Below are 15,359 nucleotides of genomic sequence, written 5' to 3' on the forward strand. Positions count from 1 at the left end.
CGGGTCAAAATTTATTAATAATCTCCACGACGGCTTTAACCTCATCCTCTGTCAGTACTGCACTCATTGGCAGCGATAATACTTCCCTATGTATTTTTTCAGTAATAGGATAAGATCGATTATTCCAATCTTTATAACAAATCTGTTTATGTGGAGGCAATGGATAATGGATTAATGTTTGAATTCCATTCTCTGCAAGATAACTCTGTAGCGCATCACGATCTGCCGTACGCACAGCAAAAATATGATACACATTTTCCATGGGATCGACTGGTTGTTCGGGTAAAATAATCTTAGAATTCTTTATGTGACTACAATAATAATTTGCAATCTCCCGACGACAAGCATTCTCTTGTAAAACATGTTTTATTTTAACATTAAGAAATGCAGCCTGAATTTCATCCATTCGACTATTTAAACCCATATATGTATTGACATATTTCTTTTCAGATCCATAATTTGCAACAGCACGAACAATTCTGGCAACTTCCGGATCTTTCGTAGTCACCGCACCACTATCTCCTAATGCTCCCAAATTTTTACCAGGATAAAAACTAAAACCTGCAGCATCCCCGAGGTGTCCTGTCCTCACTCCTTCATATTCTGCCCCTATAGCCTGTGCATTATCCTCAATTACTTTCAAATTATATTTTTGAGCTATCGATTCCAGCTTTTTACTCCAAACCACCCGCCCATATAAATGCACAACCATTATCGCCCGCGTACGGGAGGTTATGGCACTTTCTATTTTATTGATATCGATATTATAGGTTTCAATTAAAGGCTCTACTAAAACAGGTTTCAATTTATTATCTGTGATCGCCAAAATAGTCGCAATATATGTATTCGCAGGAACAATAACTTCATCCCCTTCTTTCATTACACCCTTTTCTATATAGGCACGTAAAACCAACCTTAAAGCATCAAGCCCGTTGGCAACTGCAACAGCATACGGAGAACCCGTTAAATGACAGATATTTTTTTCAAATTCTTCATTCTGTTTTCCCTGTAAATACCAACCGGAATCTATCACGTCAGCAGCAGCAGACTTTAATTCTTCCGCATATTGAGCATTTATCTTTTGTAGGTCTAAAAATTTTATCATCATTTCATCAAATCATTAAATACCTTATAACATTTATCATTTAACGAAGCCTGCATTTGTTGAAGCGTATGTTCACGCAGCTTCAATTTTGTTATTCCAAAAGCTACCGGGGCATATTCACAGAGTTTCAAACAAGCCTTCCGGGCTTCCGTTTCAAGAACGCTTCCCTCTATAATGTCATCTACAATATCCATTTCTTTTGCCTGTTGTATCGTTATATAGTCTCCACTATATAACAGTTTCTGCAATAGCCTCGGCCTCCTTAAATTATAATTTAAAAGACTTATCATTAATTTATCAACAGTAAGACCGAGCTTCAGTTCCGGAAGACCTATTTTTGTCATTTTACTATCTGATGCAACAACGTAATCCGCACAGCATTGCAGTAATAGCCCACCTCCTATCGAATGACCGTCAATGGCAACCACAACCGGTTTCGGAAAAGAGAATAGTTCGATTAAAAAGCCATCGAAATTAGAAAAATGCAAATCTGTATTTCCAGTACCACCCACATTAAAACCTGTACAAAAACAATGCCTTTCTCCGGAAATGACCAATCCTGAAATGTCTTTATTCTGAGCACTTTCACGCAAAATTTCACGTAAAACTTCAACGTCGGAAGAAGTGAGCAAATTACCCTTTCCAGATGATAATTTTATATACTTAATATGATCTATAAGGTTAGAATGTATCATTCCTATAAATAAGATCCCCCATTGATATGGATGGTCTGTCCATTAATATATTTAGCTTTATCACTAACTAAAAATTCCGCTAAATCAGCAACTTCCTCCGGTTCGCCAAATCTTCCGGCAGGAATATTTCCAATAATTCCCTCTCTGTATTTTTCCGGAATACGCATGAGCATTTCAGTCTTAATCGCACCGGGAGCTATTGCATTCACCGTCACTCCTTTTTTACCCAACTCCATTGCCAAAGATTTTGTAAACCCGACCACTCCAGCTTTTGCTGCTGCATAATTCGATTTTCCAAATGCGCCGGTAAACCCCGCAATAGACGTAAGATTAATAATCCTTCCCCACTTACACTCAGACATAATGCGGCTAAAAGACTGTGTAAAATAATATATAGAGCGTAAATTTATATCAATAACAGTATCCCATTGATCTTTCTCCATTTTTAGAAAAGTGGAATCATTATCATATCCGGCATTATTAATTAGAATATCTACTTTCCCATAAGTCCGGATTATATCTTTAGCAAGATTTTCACACTGACCGGCATTAGCAAGATCACATTGATAAAAAAATACATTAGAAAAAGCCTCGCCAACTTCCTTCGCCCCCTCTACATTTTTATTATATGTAAAAATAACCGTTTTATAAAGTTCAGCAAAACGGCATACGATTGCCTTACCGATGCCCTTATCGCCACCTGTTATAAAAACTATTTTATTTTCCATCATTCCCATTTAATTATTGCAGCTCCATATGTCCAACCACTACCAACAGCTGCAAACAATATAATGTTTCCTGATTTTATTTTACCGGACTTTCTAACTTCATCCAATAATATAGGAATGGTTCCACCGGAAGTATTGGCATACTTATCCATATTTGTCATCACCTTCTCAAAAGGCAAACCTATTATTTCCGCAGTTTTTCGAAGAATTTTTATACTGGGCTGGTGAGGAATCATCAAGTCAATATCCTCAATCGATAATCCAGTATCGGCAAGAACCTGTGAAATAGCTTTAGGCAATACAGAAACGGCCGAATCAAAAACAGCTCTACCATCCATTTGAAAATACTGTAACCTTTTAGCAAGCGCCTCTTCATTTATAGGCATCTCGGAACCTCCTGCCGGAACTGTAAAACCAAATTTTTTATTGCTGCTATCCGTATATAACCGATATGCCAGAAAACCTTCCGTCACATTAGCAGCAGACAGAACAGCAGCACCCGCCCCATCACCAAAGAACACAGCATCACGTCTTTCCCAATCAATAATTCGAGAAAACGTATCGGCACCGATCACCAATACATGATTATACACACCGCTTGCTATATATTGCGAACCAACCGACATAGCAAATAAAAAACCGCTGCACACAGCAGAAATATCAAATGCAGCGGCATTATATGCCTTTATTTTATCCTGAACAATTGCCGCAGTTGAAGGAGCTTTTCTGTCAGGAGTCGCAGTAGCGACGATTATCAAATCGATATCGTCAACAGTCAATCTGGCATCCTGAACAGCACGTATTGCAGCTTGTGCAGCCAGGTCACTCGTTGTTTCATTATCAGCAACAATATGCCGTTCTTTAATTCCAAGATTCTCACGAATCCAGGCATCGTTAGTCGGGATTATTGTTTCAAGATATTGATTCGTGTAGATTGTTTCAGGAATGTATGATCCCGTCCCTATTATTTTTACATTTTTTACAACCTGTCTCATTATAACGAATGGTATTTAATAATTTCTTGATATATTTTCTCTGGATTTTCAATGGAAGGATTTATTCCTTTATGATACAACAAATCAACAATTTGTCCATTTTCAAGTATTCTATGTCCTACAATTTGCCATCCTACTTTTTTATTTATATGACATATTGCCCCATTAGACTGCAACTGTGATCCAGCTAATGGTCTATTGGCTTTCTCTATGTAATCATTAATAATTTCTTGACCATACCCCGCTCCCCATTCTTCTTTTTGAATTGCAATGATCGGCGTATCGAAATTGCCCCTATCGGTCAAAACCAAGAAGGCTACGAATTTTCCCGGCCGATCAAGAGGTTCATACAAATACCCACATAATTTATCTTTATTTTCATTCCACCATTTTTGCTGGGTATAATAATCATTCGCTTGAAGCGGTCTGGTTGATAACATATCCAAATTATCATTATAAATATGCCGCATTATTTCAACCTGCCAGGGCTCACTTATCTCTATTGATCTTAATTTCTTTTCTTTCATTTCTTATACGCTATAAATTCTTCATAATTACGTATGTAATCCGCTTCGTCATATTCCATTGAAGCAAGCACCAGACATACCGAACCACTACTGAAATTATTCAGTTCCCGCCATAATCCCGGAGAAATAAGCAACCCCTGGTAAGGACGATTTAAAGTAAATGTACGTTTAACATTACCGTCATCTATCATAACATCGAAACTACCGCTCGCAGCAATAATCAATTGTTTTAATTCATAATGAGCGTGTCCTCCCCGGCTCTCTCCTCCCGGAACATCATACAAATAATAAACCCGTTTAACTTCAAAAGGAATATCTTTCATATTCTGGGCTACGCTTATATTTCCTTTTTCACTATGATGCTTATCAAAATAGACTAACGTGCAATCATAAGCCGTTGAAGATTTAGACATGACGAACCTCCTTTTTAAACTGATCGAAATCACGTATATAATCATTTATGGAATAATCTTTTGAAGACAAAACAAGCGCCAATGAATTAGTTGAAAAATTTTCCATAGATCGCCATATCATTTTGGGTACGTAAATTCCATTGTAAGAGCGATTTAAATGATAATGCTGTTCATGTGTCCCATCATTTAATACAACATCAAAGCTACCGCTTAAGGCAACAATGAATTCTTCATTTTCTCGGTAAGCATGTCCTCCACGTGTTTCTCCACCAGGTACATCGTAAATCCAGTAAGTTCTTTTTATTCCAAATGGAATATGATTATTAACCTCAATAAAAGAAAGATTACCTCGTCTGTCGAATATTTTAGGCAAATTGATAATTTTACTTTGCATTTTATTCATTTAATCTAATTATAGATTAATATTTTTATTTCTTTTAGTTGTTTGCGTCTTATTTGGACGTTCGTAATTTGGAAAACACTTCTTTTTTTACGTTTGCATGTGTGAGATAAATTGAAATATATTTGTTTAATCCATTAATAATAACTTAATACAATATTCAATCATTCTTCTCCTTCATTTAGAGCTCTTTTACAGCTGACTTTCGAGGATAGAGACAATTTCATTCCAATTAGCCTCTGTCAATAGTACTCTTTGCGTATATTTTTTTCTTTTTACGATCACGAATTTTATCAAACCATAAATTCAGTCCAATCCAAATAGTTATATCAGCCAAAAGCAATATATTGTTATTTATGACAGATGCTAATATAATATTGACAATACTAAAAGACAACGCCATTGCCAATATACAGATCATAGTTTTACGAGAACTGAAACCCATATCCAAAAATTTGTGATGTATATGATTTCTGTCTGCGTCAAATAACCCTTTGTGATTTCGGGCACGCACCAATATAACCCGGATCACATCAAACATAGGAACTATTAAAGTAGAAAAGGCAATAACGATAGCCCCCTCTGAATATGGAGCTCTTTCTGGATTATTATTGGTGTAGGAAATGGCCAAAAAAGCTAATATATATCCTAGTGTCAAACTCCCAGTATCCCCCATAAATATCTTTTTACAGCGATCTACATTACCAAAAACATTATAATAGAAGAAGGGAAGTAGTACTCCCAGTGTAGAAAAAGCGAGCATGGCATAAATCCACTGGCCATAATAGATATATAAGCTGCCGAGAGTTAACAGTGATATACTACTTAACCCGGATGCTAATCCGTCAATGCCATCTATCAGATTGATCGCATTGACAATGAATACTGTTAATAGGATTGTAAAAGGAATTCCTAGCCAGGGAGTCAGTTCTTCAATACCGAAAAGACCATATAAATTGTTGATCCATAGGCCGGACAGGGGGATAAGGGAGGCTGCTATGATCTGTATAACGAATTTGCTTCGGTAACGCAGTCCGACCAAGTCATCTTTTATGCCTGATAAATACAATAACGTTAAGCCACAGACTAAGAAATAAAATTCAGGAACTATGAAATGAAGGCTGTCAATGGCGATTTCATAACCGATAAGATACCTTAATCCGGTGGTGAAAGCCAATGAAAATAGGATGGTGGGGACAAATGATATGCCGCCCAGACGGGGAATTATTCCGCTATGGACTTTTCGTTCGTCGGGGATGTCGAATAACTTTTTTCGGAAAGCTACGACGAGAATCCTTGGAATAATAAGCGCTGATAGAACTATTGATATAAATAGAGAAATAGCAATGAATATATAAATCATAACAAACTATAAGGTATTGACACAACAAAGTTCGTCAGTCACAGAAGTGAGCTCACGAAAAACAATGACTAGCTAAAACGATCGTTTTTTTTAGTCACCGCAAAGGTATGCATTTTATTCATATCTACAACAAAGAAAAAATATTTAGATTTTAATTTTCAAAACTTATATAGAAATTGCTTCAATTGTTAAAATAGACAAAATAATGACTACTTAAAACGATCGTTTTTTTTAGTCATTACTTTTTATGGTATGTCTGTGGGTTATAGCTTGTTATTATGTGTTGTGAAAGGTGGTTCAGCCTCTTGTCTTGCAGTTTTTTCGAAGATTGTTTTTATGTGTTAAACTGTACAATAAGCAGTGTGCGGTTGCTGGTTAAAAATAATAAATATAGTCTGTGGCATATACAAATATTTGTATTTATTATAATGTAGTGATGAGTAATCTCTTATGGAAGTATAATATTTCTTATCACAATATCTGAAACTTCAGGCCAAATGACAGGCTGAGATAGTCTTTCGGCTTCAGATATTTGTTTCCAAATTTGTTAAGGATATACAGATCGCATGAGCTGAGTTCGTAAAACAGCGTGACTGATTTATGCCATCTTCCCGGATTATTGAATTTAAAGGTGACACGTTCACCAAGAAAAATATGGGTTCGTATTCTTGTTGAAAAGAAGTAATAACCTTTAGGGTATTTATCAGGGCTTTGTACCCAAAAATCTCTGTCAAGCAGGGTGTTAATGTATAACCCTGTTGTTAACGGTTCAAAATCAATGTTTTTATGCAAAGGGACTCTCCAGGGGATATAATTTTGCTTTATCGTGAATGTTGCCATGGTGTGACGTTTTTTTGAACTTTCAGCTTTCAGGTTACGGGTGGTTTTGGGAACAAATCCGAAGAGAAGGTCTGTTTCCCAGTGATGGCGGTAGTAGTCCCATCCGATGCCGAAAGAGAACATGCCCATGGAACCGGCAAATTGTATTTTACTGTACCGGGGGATAAGATTTTCCCATAGTGAGGTATATCTTTCTATATGTCTGTCATACAAAGTCGGGGCAGGGATACTGTCCTGAGCATTTGTATAAAACGGAAAAAGCAAGGTTAAGAGCAGTAGTAATTTAAAATTTAACGATTTCATATGAGTAGTCATCAGGTGTTACGGTAAAGAGTAAATAAGTACGTTTGCCGATATTGTCGCAGCAATAATAAATGATCCCGTCATCGAACAGGTCGCGGGCGGCAATGTTATGATCGTGGGCATGCAAGCAGAAAAGAGGATTGGGAAATTCCCGTATCTTTTCTTGGAAGATATCTGCCACATTGTTATTGAATTGCTCGCTTCCGGGCGGCACATGCATAACAAAGATCGTGCATTTATCATCTTCTGTTGTACTGTTCAGTATGCCCTTTATAAAGGAGAAATCGGGTACAGGAATAGAGTAATCGTATTCAAGCGCATTCGTATTCAGGCAGATGAAACGGATTGCACCACCTCCACCATAATACTGTGAGGGGCCGACGCTGAATGAGAAGTTTTTAGGACCGTACATATCCTCGTATACCAATTCCCCGTTGCCGATAATGTCATGATTGCCGATCAGGGCAACATAAGGTATTTTTAGCTTGGATAAAATTGAATGTTGCCAGATATATTCTTTTTTGATACCAAAATCGGTCAGGTCACCTCCGTGAATGACAAAATCGATAGAGTCCTGTTGGTTGACATGCTTCACGAAGTCATTCGTTTCATCCAGCCAGCGCTGAGTGTCGCCTGTAAAGATAAAACGGATGGTGTCTTTATCCTGGCAGGCGTTCCGGATTTTAAAAATATTCATTTCATTGATATCTTTGTCTTCCTTGTACGTGATTCTGCCGTCGTATGGATGGTAGTCTATCAGGTCACATGATGTGAGTAGTACGAATAGTACTAGTGCATATTTTTTTATCATAAAAGTAGTCCTGTCTTTTTGGTAACAAAGATAGGACTACTTTTATGATTGGAAAGGTTTCTATTGAATTATTGATGGTCAGAAAGTCTATAGGCTGAATGCCTGTTCCAGTTCTGTGAAATCGGTAATAACCAGGTCGGCCGATTCATCCCCCCGGTAATCGCTCCAGCCGATACTTTTCAGCCAGATTGTTTTGCAGCCGATAGACGTAGCGGGGATAATGTCTTTATCGTGAGAATCTCCGATTACGACGATCGTTTCTGCCGGTAATGATAATTCTTTTACACCTAACCCGAATATAGCCGGATCGGGTTTGCGGATACCGACAACTGCTGATTCGACAATCGATTTAAAATAAGTATCCAGATGAAAATCTTTTAGTACGGATTCGATGTTCCCATAGAAATTGGAGACCAGTACCAGCGGGTATTTTTGAGACAATGCCTCCAGTATGGGACGGGCTGTGTCGATCGACTTCCGTGCATAAGCATAGCACCAGTCGGCCAGCCGCTGTTTTAATCCGGGAGTGGCATACGCTTCGGGGATAAAATCGCCGGCTTTGAGCCATTCGATCTGTATGTCTGTCTTCAGGCGCAGCATGTCGAGGAAAGTGTGATGGGGCTTTACGATCGGATTTTTACCTAACGTCCGTTCGCCGTGCACATAGGCATTCCGGAAGATCTCTTTGCTCACCGGTACTTCTTCGGCCTGATAAGCCATCCAAATCACTTCGGCCCAGTGCATGCCATTGCTGTCGATGGTACCGCCATAATCGAATATGATTCCTTTTATCTTGTCTGATTCGAACATATATTTATGATTTTGATTCGAGTTCTTTAGTGAATTGAGCACAGAAACGTTCGTGTGTTACGATCATATATGCCAGCATGATATTCAATACTGTCATTTCAAATACGAAATACAACCAGGGCATATCGATGAAAAGACTGACGAATAAAGCAATGACACGTGTGTTGAATGACAGCATATTCGTGTATTTCATCATCGGAAGGCTCTTTTCACGGAAGGCTTTCCGGAACCATTCCGGAGCTTCATCGTGATACTTGGTCCGGATGATGTTCATCATTTTCTGAAACTTCGGCGACAATGCTTCCTGCCCGACGGTATAGTTGATATAAAATGTTTCAAAAAGTTTGTAGATAAAATCTTTTTTCCAACTCATCGTCTTATATTTCTCTTTCAGGGCGGGAGAGTGGGAGAGTTCGCTTCCGGCTTTTCCTTTCAGGAATAACAGGTGGATATTCCGGTAATAATCAGCCATGGCGGCTTGTTTGCTGTGGAAAAATCCGGTGATAGCGGCAAATATCCAGATCCAGATACCCCATTCCGGTGTCAACCGGAGGCAGATGGCGGCATAGATAGCAATAAACCAGCAGTCGCCGGCTGTTCCGTCCAGAATACGGCCCAATGGCGTTTTCTTACCGGTCATGCGGGCCAGCTGTCCGTCGGCACTGTCGTATGAGTTTGCCCAGATAAGCAATAACATACCGATGATATTTATTGTCAGGCTCTGGTAATAGAAACAAATACCGGCTGCAATACCTATAAATATACTGGCTACGGTAATTGCATTGGGGGATACTCCCAGCTTATTGAAGAATAAAGCCCAACGATAACCGATCGGGCGATAGAAGTGGATATCGATGAACTCTTCGGTATCCAGGGATTTGAGTGTAGACTCTATATCGGGTTTCTTTTTTGTTTCTTCCATTACTTGCTGATTAAATTATAGATGCGGCGGGCAATTTGGGGAGCAGCTTCGTTCCGGCAGGGAGCAAAACTGGGCCAGTCATTGAAATCGATCAGCCGGATCGATCCGTCATCTGAAATAATACAGTCACCACCGTAAATATGAATGTTCAGTACTTCTGCCGCCTGGCTGCAAAGTTGCTGCAACTTTGAATCGTCAAACGGAATGCCTTTGGCCGTTCCGTTTATCTGTTCTAACCCGAATTTACTGTGATGTTGGTTGGAGGGGTAGAACCAATAAAAGAAATCAGTTCCGGTCACGCCATAGAACTTAACCAGGTCGCCAACCAGATGTTCGTTGACTACGGCAGTCTTGATTCCGCGGATGGCGTATTCTTTCAGGATTGTTTTGGCTTCTTCCGGATTCCTGACGTAGGTGACATCTTCCCGGTGGATGGCGTGAAAGTCGCCTCGTTTGATCCAGCAGTTATAAAATCCGGCTTTTTCCAGTGCGGCTGTCGGGTCTTCATCGGTGGGAAGGATCAAGCTGGCCGGATGGGAGATGTTGTTCGACATTAACAGGCGGGTCATTTTCTCGCGTGTACAGTTTTCTATTCCATAGCCGGAGTTGATAACGGTATAACCCTGATCTTCCATCTGCTGTAGTTTATGGATAGAAGTCCAGTTTCTGACCATATTGAAGATGGCTGTCTCTTCAAAGTGATGGATTATCAGATCTGACTCTATGTATTCGTTTACTTCACATCCCAGATCGCGCAGATGTTGGACGGTCAGAGAGAAGATGGCGGCATCGTTACCAATATGGTTGGGGGAAAATTGATTTTCCCGGCGGATGCCTGCTATTGTTAGTTTACTCATTACTTTTTTATTTAGTTGTCACTTGTCAACTATCAACTGTTTAAAAAATCTTCGGCCTTTTTGATATCTTCGGCATGATCGACGTCTACGATTTTGCTGAATGGATAAGCTTTCAGCTTTAATCCTTCAGCAATAAGCTGACGTTGGTAGTTGCGCATACGTGACATGCCTTGTCCGATTGCATTATTCAGAACTTTCAGTCCGGAACGTCGCAGGCAGTAAATACCGCCAGAGATATAAGAACATGGCGGTTCTCCTTGTTTATCCAGAAAGCCCCGGATTACTAAATCGTTGTCTGTATCTACGTATAAAGGTTTTTCGTCATCTATAAAATCGGTTACTGCCATTAACCCGTCCAATTGACTATCTTTCAGGAACGCCTGGATGTATCCGCCGAACTCTTCTTCTTTGAAAATCGTGTCGACGGTTGTCAGGCAGATATGATCGCTGTCCAGATGATGGCTGAGCTCATAAAAGCTATGCATGGAACTGGGCGTGGATTTAACCAGCAGATAAAAAGGAACAGGTAGTTCCAGTTTTCGCAAGTGCTCCTGCACTTCCGTCATTTCTTCATTTACAATAATACTGATAGATGACGCATCGTTTTTCAGAAAAACATTGATCAAACGATCAATTAACGCCGTACCGTTTAGTTGTACCAGTGGTTTGGGCCATTTTACTCCTTCTTGCACCAAGCGGGAACCCTCGCCAGCTGCAATGATTGCATAATCCATATTTGTCAGAAACTAATTGAATTAAGATGATTGATATATGAAAAAGAAATTCTTCTATCCGAGGAAAAAATCGTTTTTGGACGGATAGAAGAAGTCTTTTTATATGTGTGTATTAATCCAGATAGCTAGGTGCTTTTTCTCCGATCATATCACGCAAAGTCTGTTTAACCATTCTCCACTGCTGGAACAGGTCGTGAACAGGCTGGTGTTCGAAATCGTGCATCGGGCTCTTGCAGAAGAATGACAACCAAGTCTGGATACCGGACATACCGGCACGCATAGCCAAGTCGCTGAACAATACCAGGTCGAGAGCGATAGGAGCGGCGAGGATAGAGTCACGGCAAAGGAAGTTTACCTTGATTTCCATCGGATAGCCCATCCATCCGAAGATGTCGATGTTGTCCCATGCTTCCTTGTTATCCTTGCGGGGAGGATAATAGTTGATACGTACCTTATGATATACGTCACCATAAAGGTCCGGATATTTTTCAGGTTCAAAGATATTGTCGATCACAGACAGTTTACTAACTTCTTTTGTCTTGAAGTTTGCAGGATCATCCAATACTTCGCCGTCGCGGTTTCCTAAGATGTTGGTGGAGAACCAGCCGCTTACACCCAGCATACGTGTTTTGAACATCGGAGCCAATACAGTCTTCATCAATGTCTGTCCGCTCTTGAAGTCCTTTCCGGAGATAGGAACATTCATCTGTTTGGAGAATTCCCACATAGCCGGCGTGTCTACGCACAGGTTAGGAGCACCCATAATGAACGGAGCACCTTCTGCGATAGCAGCGTAAGCATAACACATACTCGGGGAAACAGCTTCCGTATTGTTTTCCTTCATCGCTTTTTCCAATGCGGCAAGCGACATGTGTTCATCTGACAGAGGAATGTAGATTTCAGTACTTGCAGCCCATAAAACAGCGATACGTTCGCAGTTGTTGGCAGCCTTGAAATCGCGGATGTCCTGGCGCAGTTGTTCTACCATTTCCCAACGGGTGGCAGCCTGTTTGATGTGCGTTCCGTTTAAGCGTTTAGCCCAGTTGTGATCGAATGCAGCCGGCATCGGTTTGATGGCCTGCAATTCTTCTTTCACATTGTTCAGGTCTTTTTCCTTTAATACTTCAGCATACATGGCAGCTTCGTATGCATTATCAGGGAATATATCCCAACCGCCGAATACAATATCGTTCAGATCAGCCAAAGGCACAATGTCTTTGATTGCTTTCTCTTCTCCGCTTTCCAATCGCATAGTCGCCATCTGGGCGATTGAGCCGATTGGTTTCGCTACTCCTTTACGAGCAGCCAGAGTACCTGTAATCATGGTGGTTGATACTGCTCCACCTACACCCACAACGAGAATGCCAAGTTTCCCTTTAGCTTCTTTTACTTCGATTTTTTCCATGTCAATTTAAGTTCAAAAATAATTGTGCAAATTTAGGCCTTCTTAATTGAATTAAAAAGGATAAATATGCGATATAATTGGTCAAAAATACTATAATTTCCAATAACTTGCCAGTCTTTCTGTACAAAAGTACTATTCTCTTCGTACTAAAGGCTTGTTTTTTGAGTTGTACGTAAGATAAAAAATATCTATCTCTTGAACTATTTTGTTACAAAACTATAAAAATAGATTGGTTTCACAAATAATTTTGACGAATATAGTTGTTTATCGAATAAAAATACTTTCCTTTGTGGCATGTGAACAACATAGTTTTCAGAAATTGCTCTTTTATCTCCGATGTAATATTCAACAAGTGAATTTATTTTGTAGTAATGGACCTTTCCAAGATTATTTGTTACAGTTTTTTTATTAATTATTTTATATCATTTTTGTATGAATATTTACATTGGTAACCTGAACTATCGGGTTAGAGAATCTGACTTACAGCAGGTTTTAGAAGAGTATGGAGTTGTAGAATCAGTAAAGTTAATCATTGATCGCGACACTAACAGATCAAAAGGTTTTGCATTCGCAGAATTTACAAATGAAAGCGAAGCAAGAAATGCAATCAATGAATTGAACGGTGCTGAATACGAAGGCCGTCAGATGGTTGTTAAAGAAGCTACTCCAAGACGTTGAGTTAGTTTTAACAAATAGTATAAGAGAAGGGGTACGGAAGCTAAACATCCGTATCCCTTTTTTTATTGCTGATAATTTCTTACGTTTGTTGCAAATTTTGAAATAAATGAAAACTCTTCCCTTGAAATCTACCCGTCTGCTTTTGCCGGGTATTTGCTTTCTGATTGCAAATCTATTTGTTGTATGTTCGGCCCAGGCACAAATTTCCGACCGGGTGTTTAAGTCGGACCACCGGATCGATCCGGAAAAGAAAGGGCAATTATCTGTCGAGTTGGATAATATAAGTTTCTTTAAAGATAATGAATATACCGGTTCGATTATGAAAGGATATTCTTTGCCGGGATTCTGGATACAACCGAAGGCTGTTTTTTATCCGCTGGGTAATATAAAACTTGAGTTGGGGGTGCATATGCTCCGTTATTGGGGTGCAAAGAAATATCCGAGCCTGGCTTATCAGGATATTGCCGAATGGAAAGGCGACCAGTACCAGCATGGCTTCCATGTCCTTCCTTTTTTTCGGGCGCAGATGGCTTTGTCCGATCATGTGAATATTGTTCTTGGCGATATTTATGGCGGTGCTAATCATAACCTGATCGAACCTTTATATAATCCGGAGTTGAACCTGACGGCTGATCCGGAAGCCGGACTTCAGTTGTTGTATGACTCCCGCAGATTTGACCTGGATGTCTGGGTGAACTGGGAAAGTTTTATTTTCCGGGAAGATACGCATCAGGAGGCTTTTACTGTCGGGTTGTCGGGGCGTTATAAACTGAATGATCCGGATGCGCGTTTTCATTTTTATGCACCGGTGCAGGGATTGGCCCAACATCGGGGAGGGGAGATCGATACGATATTTACTAACTCTGTACAGACATTGATGAATGGCGCTGTGGGAGTCGGTACGGTTTGGAACACAGGTAATCCGATATTCCGGAATGTAAATCTTGAATTTGATGTCGCTGGTTATTATCAGCAGGCCGGTAAGTTATGGCCATATGGTAGCGGCTCCGGTTTTTATGTCCGGGCATCTGCGGATATTTACGATTTTCGGGTGAAAACATCTTATTGGAACAGTAATAAATTCATCTCCATGTTCGGCAGTCCGTTTTATGGAGCGGTATCGACATCGGATGAAGGTGTTTCTTTTGACGGGCAAAATATGGTTTATCTGGGGTTGGAATACTCAAAGAGTTTCGGGAAAGGTTTTTCCCTGGGGGTAGATGTGGATGTATATCAGCATCTGTCTGTCGATAAGTTTGGACCGGGGGCTGGTGAAGTCGGTAAATCCGGCAGTGCTACCAGTTTTTCGGCAGGGATTTATTTCCGGATCAATCCATCGTTCCTGATCAAGAAGTTTTAAAAGGAGAAAATAATGAAAGTAAATAAAGGTCTAATTTATATTAGACCTTTTTTCTTTCTGATAGGATTCAAGCAAAAATAGTGTTTTTGCTAATGACGGGAAAGTCGGTAGAACGACCGGGCGTTCCGGATTCCACTCCGGATCTTCCGTGATCATTGTGGATAAAGTTCCCGCATGCATGAGTACTGTCTGTGCATCTGTGATAGCCGTTATGATATGACGTTTTTCCGTAGGCAATAAAACGAAATACCCTTCATCGACTTCTACTACCGGGGTTGCCGTTTTCGAACAGATGAGAAGTTTGCCTGTAGTGACAAAAAGTAATATGTTTCCCATTTGTTCTGTGTCATATACTACTTCACCGGCTTTTACTTCTTTGCATTCAAATTGATTAATAAAATTCTTCATAAAAA

The 15,359-nt window shown here is 39.8% G+C and carries 18 protein-coding genes; 2 read left to right on the plus strand and 16 right to left on the minus strand.

What is annotated here, in order from left to right; genetic code table 11:
* Window positions 1-4 precede the first annotated feature (4 nt).
* The 15 genes from K6V26_RS05450 to K6V26_RS05520 form a co-directional block, all read right to left on the minus strand.
* Window positions 5-1,105: a DegT/DnrJ/EryC1/StrS family aminotransferase gene (locus K6V26_RS05450; RefSeq protein ID WP_046147566.1), complete on the minus strand. Its 1,101-nt coding sequence runs from the start codon at window positions 1,103-1,105 to the stop codon at window positions 5-7.
* Complete coding sequence (locus tag K6V26_RS05455; protein ID WP_046146733.1) at window positions 1,105-1,800, minus strand: enoyl-CoA hydratase/isomerase family protein; 696 nt, start codon at window positions 1,798-1,800, stop codon at window positions 1,105-1,107. The genes K6V26_RS05450 and K6V26_RS05455 overlap by 1 nt, the downstream gene beginning before the upstream one ends.
* 2 nt (window positions 1,801-1,802) lie before the next feature.
* Window positions 1,803-2,537, minus strand: coding sequence for a 3-oxoacyl-ACP reductase FabG (gene fabG, locus K6V26_RS05460; RefSeq protein WP_082207548.1), 735 nt, complete (start codon window positions 2,535-2,537; stop codon window positions 1,803-1,805).
* Window positions 2,528-3,523, minus strand: coding sequence for a beta-ketoacyl-ACP synthase III (locus K6V26_RS05465; protein ID WP_046146735.1), 996 nt, complete (start codon window positions 3,521-3,523; stop codon window positions 2,528-2,530). The genes fabG and K6V26_RS05465 overlap by 10 nt, the downstream gene beginning before the upstream one ends.
* Window positions 3,523-4,050 (minus strand): hypothetical protein, encoded by a 528-nt coding sequence (locus K6V26_RS05470; RefSeq protein WP_046146736.1) that lies wholly within the window; start codon window positions 4,048-4,050, stop codon window positions 3,523-3,525. The genes K6V26_RS05465 and K6V26_RS05470 overlap by 1 nt, the downstream gene beginning before the upstream one ends.
* Window positions 4,047-4,463, minus strand: coding sequence for a sugar 3,4-ketoisomerase (locus K6V26_RS05475; RefSeq protein WP_046146737.1), 417 nt, complete (start codon window positions 4,461-4,463; stop codon window positions 4,047-4,049). Before K6V26_RS05475 ends, K6V26_RS05470 begins: the two co-directional genes overlap by 4 nt.
* Window positions 4,456-4,866, minus strand: a complete 411-nt coding sequence (locus K6V26_RS05480) for a sugar 3,4-ketoisomerase (RefSeq protein WP_224264806.1) — start codon at window positions 4,864-4,866, stop codon at window positions 4,456-4,458. The genes K6V26_RS05475 and K6V26_RS05480 overlap by 8 nt, the downstream gene beginning before the upstream one ends.
* A gap of 229 nt (window positions 4,867-5,095) precedes the next feature.
* Window positions 5,096-6,226 carry an MraY family glycosyltransferase gene (locus tag K6V26_RS05485; RefSeq protein WP_046146739.1) on the minus strand — a complete coding sequence of 377 codons (1,131 nt, stop codon included), beginning with the start codon at window positions 6,224-6,226 and terminating at the stop codon, window positions 5,096-5,098.
* Window positions 6,227-6,697: 471 nt separating this feature from the next.
* Window positions 6,698-7,369: a hypothetical protein gene (locus tag K6V26_RS05490; RefSeq protein WP_046146740.1), complete on the minus strand. Its 672-nt coding sequence runs from the start codon at window positions 7,367-7,369 to the stop codon at window positions 6,698-6,700.
* A complete protein-coding gene (locus K6V26_RS05495) occupies window positions 7,350-8,180 on the minus strand; it encodes a metallophosphoesterase family protein (RefSeq protein ID WP_046146741.1) in 831 nt (276 codons plus the stop codon). The genes K6V26_RS05490 and K6V26_RS05495 overlap by 20 nt, the downstream gene beginning before the upstream one ends.
* A gap of 87 nt (window positions 8,181-8,267) precedes the next feature.
* Entirely contained in the window at window positions 8,268-8,990 is a 723-nt protein-coding gene (locus K6V26_RS05500) for an HAD family hydrolase (protein WP_007652863.1), read from the minus strand.
* 4 nt (window positions 8,991-8,994) lie between these two features.
* Window positions 8,995-9,912 (minus strand): CDP-alcohol phosphatidyltransferase family protein, encoded by a 918-nt coding sequence (locus K6V26_RS05505; RefSeq protein WP_046146742.1) that lies wholly within the window; start codon window positions 9,910-9,912, stop codon window positions 8,995-8,997.
* A complete protein-coding gene (locus K6V26_RS05510) occupies window positions 9,912-10,769 on the minus strand; it encodes an ATP-grasp domain-containing protein (RefSeq protein ID WP_046146743.1) in 858 nt (285 codons plus the stop codon). Before K6V26_RS05510 ends, K6V26_RS05505 begins: the two co-directional genes overlap by 1 nt.
* Window positions 10,770-10,801: 32 nt before the next feature.
* Window positions 10,802-11,503, minus strand: coding sequence for a nucleotidyltransferase family protein (locus K6V26_RS05515; protein ID WP_224264807.1), 702 nt, complete (start codon window positions 11,501-11,503; stop codon window positions 10,802-10,804).
* Between the two features lie 112 nt (window positions 11,504-11,615).
* Window positions 11,616-12,908 carry an inositol-3-phosphate synthase gene (locus K6V26_RS05520; protein ID WP_007652868.1) on the minus strand — a complete coding sequence of 431 codons (1,293 nt, stop codon included), beginning with the start codon at window positions 12,906-12,908 and terminating at the stop codon, window positions 11,616-11,618.
* 432 nt (window positions 12,909-13,340) lie between these two features.
* Between K6V26_RS05520 and K6V26_RS05525 the strand changes: the two genes are divergently transcribed.
* The gene (locus tag K6V26_RS05525) at window positions 13,341-13,586 is read left to right on the plus strand and encodes an RNA recognition motif domain-containing protein (protein WP_007652869.1); all 246 of its coding nucleotides are present in this window, start codon (window positions 13,341-13,343) and stop codon (window positions 13,584-13,586) included.
* Between the two features lie 106 nt (window positions 13,587-13,692).
* Complete coding sequence (locus K6V26_RS05530) at window positions 13,693-14,946, plus strand: hypothetical protein (RefSeq protein ID WP_224264808.1); 1,254 nt, start codon at window positions 13,693-13,695, stop codon at window positions 14,944-14,946.
* A 30-nt stretch (window positions 14,947-14,976) separates the two neighbouring features.
* On the opposite strand, the gene K6V26_RS05535 is transcribed toward K6V26_RS05530, so the two are convergent.
* On the minus strand, window positions 14,977-15,354 hold the full coding sequence (locus K6V26_RS05535; RefSeq protein WP_007652871.1) for a cyclic nucleotide-binding domain-containing protein: 378 nt from the start codon (window positions 15,352-15,354) through the stop codon (window positions 14,977-14,979).
* Between the last annotated feature and the right edge of the window lie 5 nt (window positions 15,355-15,359).

Source organism: Parabacteroides goldsteinii, from assembly GCF_020091425.1.
GTDB lineage: Bacteria > Bacteroidota > Bacteroidia > Bacteroidales > Tannerellaceae > Parabacteroides > Parabacteroides goldsteinii.

Bases quoted from the DNA above. Each gene is read 5' to 3' on its own strand.
- K6V26_RS05520 (WP_007652868.1), bottom strand. From the start codon at position 12,908: ATGGAAAAAATCGAAGTAAAAGAAGCTAAAGGGAAACTTGGCATTCTC.
- fabG (WP_082207548.1), bottom strand. From the start codon at position 2,537: ATGGGAATGATGGAAAATAAAATAGTTTTTATAACAGGTGGCGATAAG.
- K6V26_RS05495 (WP_046146741.1), bottom strand. From the start codon at position 8,180: ATGATAAAAAAATATGCACTAGTACTATTCGTACTACTCACATCATGT.
- K6V26_RS05485 (WP_046146739.1), bottom strand. From the start codon at position 6,226: ATGATTTATATATTCATTGCTATTTCTCTATTTATATCAATAGTTCTA.
- K6V26_RS05515 (WP_224264807.1), bottom strand. From the start codon at position 11,503: ATGGATTATGCAATCATTGCAGCTGGCGAGGGTTCCCGCTTGGTGCAA.
- K6V26_RS05535 (WP_007652871.1), bottom strand. From the start codon at position 15,354: ATGAAGAATTTTATTAATCAATTTGAATGCAAAGAAGTAAAAGCCGGT.
- K6V26_RS05500 (WP_007652863.1), bottom strand. From the start codon at position 8,990: ATGTTCGAATCAGACAAGATAAAAGGAATCATATTCGATTATGGCGGT.
- K6V26_RS05525 (WP_007652869.1), top strand. From the start codon at position 13,341: ATGAATATTTACATTGGTAACCTGAACTATCGGGTTAGAGAATCTGAC.
- K6V26_RS05510 (WP_046146743.1), bottom strand. From the start codon at position 10,769: ATGAGTAAACTAACAATAGCAGGCATCCGCCGGGAAAATCAATTTTCC.
- K6V26_RS05505 (WP_046146742.1), bottom strand. From the start codon at position 9,912: ATGGAAGAAACAAAAAAGAAACCCGATATAGAGTCTACACTCAAATCC.
- K6V26_RS05455 (WP_046146733.1), bottom strand. From the start codon at position 1,800: ATGATACATTCTAACCTTATAGATCATATTAAGTATATAAAATTATCA.
- K6V26_RS05450 (WP_046147566.1), bottom strand. From the start codon at position 1,105: ATGATAAAATTTTTAGACCTACAAAAGATAAATGCTCAATATGCGGAA.
- K6V26_RS05480 (WP_224264806.1), bottom strand. From the start codon at position 4,866: ATGAATAAAATGCAAAGTAAAATTATCAATTTGCCTAAAATATTCGAC.
- K6V26_RS05530 (WP_224264808.1), top strand. From the start codon at position 13,693: ATGAAAACTCTTCCCTTGAAATCTACCCGTCTGCTTTTGCCGGGTATT.
- K6V26_RS05465 (WP_046146735.1), bottom strand. From the start codon at position 3,523: ATGAGACAGGTTGTAAAAAATGTAAAAATAATAGGGACGGGATCATAC.
- K6V26_RS05490 (WP_046146740.1), bottom strand. From the start codon at position 7,369: ATGAAATCGTTAAATTTTAAATTACTACTGCTCTTAACCTTGCTTTTT.
- K6V26_RS05470 (WP_046146736.1), bottom strand. From the start codon at position 4,050: ATGAAAGAAAAGAAATTAAGATCAATAGAGATAAGTGAGCCCTGGCAG.
- K6V26_RS05475 (WP_046146737.1), bottom strand. From the start codon at position 4,463: ATGTCTAAATCTTCAACGGCTTATGATTGCACGTTAGTCTATTTTGAT.